2 protein-coding genes are annotated in these 2,608 nt (G+C 72.4%); both read right to left on the bottom strand.

Going from position 1 to position 2,608, the window contains the following annotated elements; translation table 11 throughout:
* Positions 1-1,159, bottom strand: a 1,159-nt coding sequence (locus tag ACNPM4_RS15815; RefSeq protein WP_448986315.1) for an amidohydrolase family protein, incomplete at its 3' end; no start/stop codon positions are given.
* Entirely contained in the window at positions 1,156-2,583 is a 1,428-nt protein-coding gene (locus tag ACNPM4_RS15810) for an adenosylhomocysteinase (RefSeq protein ID WP_448986314.1), read from the bottom strand. The genes ACNPM4_RS15815 and ACNPM4_RS15810, both read right to left, overlap by 4 nt.
* Positions 2,584-2,608 lie beyond the last annotated feature (25 nt).

Genomic DNA, 2,608 nt, shown 5'->3' with positions numbered 1-2,608 from the left:
AGGTGAGGTCCGCGAGCGCGCCGACGGCGAGGTATCCGGTGCGTTCGGGGCCGACGTCGATCCCCATGGCGTGCGCGCCACCGAGGGTCGCGGCGCCGAGCAGTCGCGCGTGCAGGTCGCGGTCGGTGTAGCCCTGCGAGCGGGCGATGCGGGCGAGCTCCGCCACATCGGCGAGCACGTCGAGCGAGGGGCTGGACGACAGCGAGTCGGTGCCGACGGCGATCGGGCTGCCCTCACGCAGGTACGCGGCGATCGGCGGCTCCTCGAGTCCGATGACGGCGTTCGAGCGCGGGCACAGTGCCACCGTCGTGCGGCGCTCGCGCAGGATGGCACGGTCTCGGGCGCTCATGTACACGCCGTGCGCGATGTGGCAGTCGGGCCCGAGCACGCCGAGCTGGTCGACGAACTCGGTGGCGCTGGTGCCGAATCCGGCCTTGCGCAGCTCCTGGAAGCTGGCGAGACCGGCGGTGTGCCAGGCCTGCGGATGCTCGTGCGCGAACTCGCTCTCGAACGCGGCCTCGCCGAGGTGGATGTGGATGCGTCCGCCGCGCTCACGCACGATGTCGGGGATCTCGAGGAGCGGCTCGATGTCGAGCGAGTAGGGGGCGTGCGGCGAGAGGCCGGTGCCGGGCGGGGTGGGCAATGCGTCGAGGGCCTGCTCGACCTGCGCGCGTCCGGTGCGCGCCCAGTCGTCGTTGGTCCAGCTCATCACCTCCCAATAGGTGATGCCGTGCAATCGGGCGTCGTGCAGGGCGGTCGCCGCCGCGCGGTCGGTCACGACGTCGGCCACCGCGGTCGTGCCCGAGCGCAGCGCCTGTGCCGCGCCGTCGGCGGCATCCGCGGCCCAGTCGCGGCCGCCCTCGTAGACGGGGTCGAACGCCCGCACCCAGTCGTCGAACCCGTCGTACTGTCCGCGGCCGACCGAGGCCATGCCGGTGTACTGCAGGTGGGTGTGCGCGTTCACGAGGCCCGGGGTCAGCACGCCGGGCCAGTGCACCTCGTCGGCCTCGATCCCGCGCTCGGACAGCGACCGCAGCACCCACTCGCGCTCGCCCACGTGCATGATGCGGCCGTCGCGCACGGCGACCGCGCCGTCGACGATCGGTGGAGCGGTGATCGGCACCACGAGCCCGGCGGAGTAGACGGTGACGGCGGTCATGCGGATGCTCCCCGGAATCGCGGCGAGCGCCACTCGCGCAGTGCATCGACCTGCGCGAGGCTGCGCTCGTCGATGCGCTCACCGCGGGCGGCGAGCGCGGCCGTGCCGATCGTGGTGTCGGCCTCGGGCGGCAGGGGATGCACGCCGGCGGGCAGGTCGTGCGTGAGCAGATGCTCGACGGCGAAGAGCTGCACCGCGAACGACAGATCCATGATCTCGATCGGGTTTCCCTCGCCGGCCGACAGATTCACGCAGCCGCCGCGGGCGATGACGAGGGCACCGTCTCCGGCGCGTTCGACGAACGGAGAGGCTTCGCCGTTCTCGCCCGCATACGGTCGCAGGGTCGAGGGATCGAGGTCGATCTCGTGCGGAACGCCGCCTGCAACCGCGACGACCGCCGCCGTACGCAGGACTTCGGCGTCGACCGTGTGCGGAGCGCCCGTGGCCGAGACGACGAGCGCACCGGGGGCGAGGTCGTGCAGCCTGCCGATGCGGTAGCCGTCGTGGGCGGCCCGCAGTGCGCGGACGGGGTCGGTCTCGGTGACCGCGACCTCGATGCCGAGCGCCCGCAGGTGCGCGGCGACGCCCTCGCCGACGGGGCCGTAGCCGACCACGACCGCGGGCTGGTCGCGGAGGTCGATGCCCGCGGCATCCAGCGCATCGGCGATCGCGAACACGCACGACTGGCCGGTGCCGTAGCGGTTGTCGAAGGAGGTCTTGGTGAGGGCGTCGTTCACGGCGATGACGGGGATCTCGAGCACGCCTTCGCGCTGCATGAGCCGCAGTGGAGTGAGCCCGCTCGTGGTCTCCTCGGCCGCACCCTTCAGTTCTGTGGCGATCCCCTCCTCATGCGCGAGGCGGATCAGGTGCGAACCGTCGTCGAGCAGCAGGTCGAACCCGCGGCGCAGGAACGACACGGCGGCAGTGCGTTCGGCAGCACCCGAGAGGGTCGGGTCGCCGTCGACGGGGATGCCCCGAGCACGCAGCACCGCCGCGACCTCGACGTCGATCTCATCGGGGTGCGCGTAGACGGCGACCGTGGCGCCGGCATCCCGCAGCAGCAGGGCGAGTTGGGCGGTCTTGGGTTCGAGCACCATCGCGATGCCGATGCGGACCCCGCGCACCGTCCCCTTCTCGCCGAGGCGCCGGGCGAGGTCGGAAGAGACGGGCATGTGACGTCCGGCCGCATCCACGCGGTCCTCGGCCGTCTTCCGCACGGGAAGCGGGTGGCCGTCGAGCAGGATCTCGGGCGCCTCGCCCGTCACGAACGTCACGCCGCCGTCGCCGAGGTGCGCACCGAGCGCCGGCAGCAGCTGACGCAGTGCCTCGGCCACGGCATCCGACCCGACGACCGAGAAGTCACGACCCGACACGAGCAGGTTGGTCTCGCGGGCGAAGCGGCGCACCAGACGCTGGGCGGTCACGGTCTCGTCGGTCACCTGTCAAGGG

The sequence above is a fragment of the Microbacterium umsixpiens genome (genome assembly GCF_053543675.1).
The sequence above is the reverse complement of the archived record's forward strand: the minus strand, read 5'-3'. Positions and strand labels throughout refer to the sequence as shown.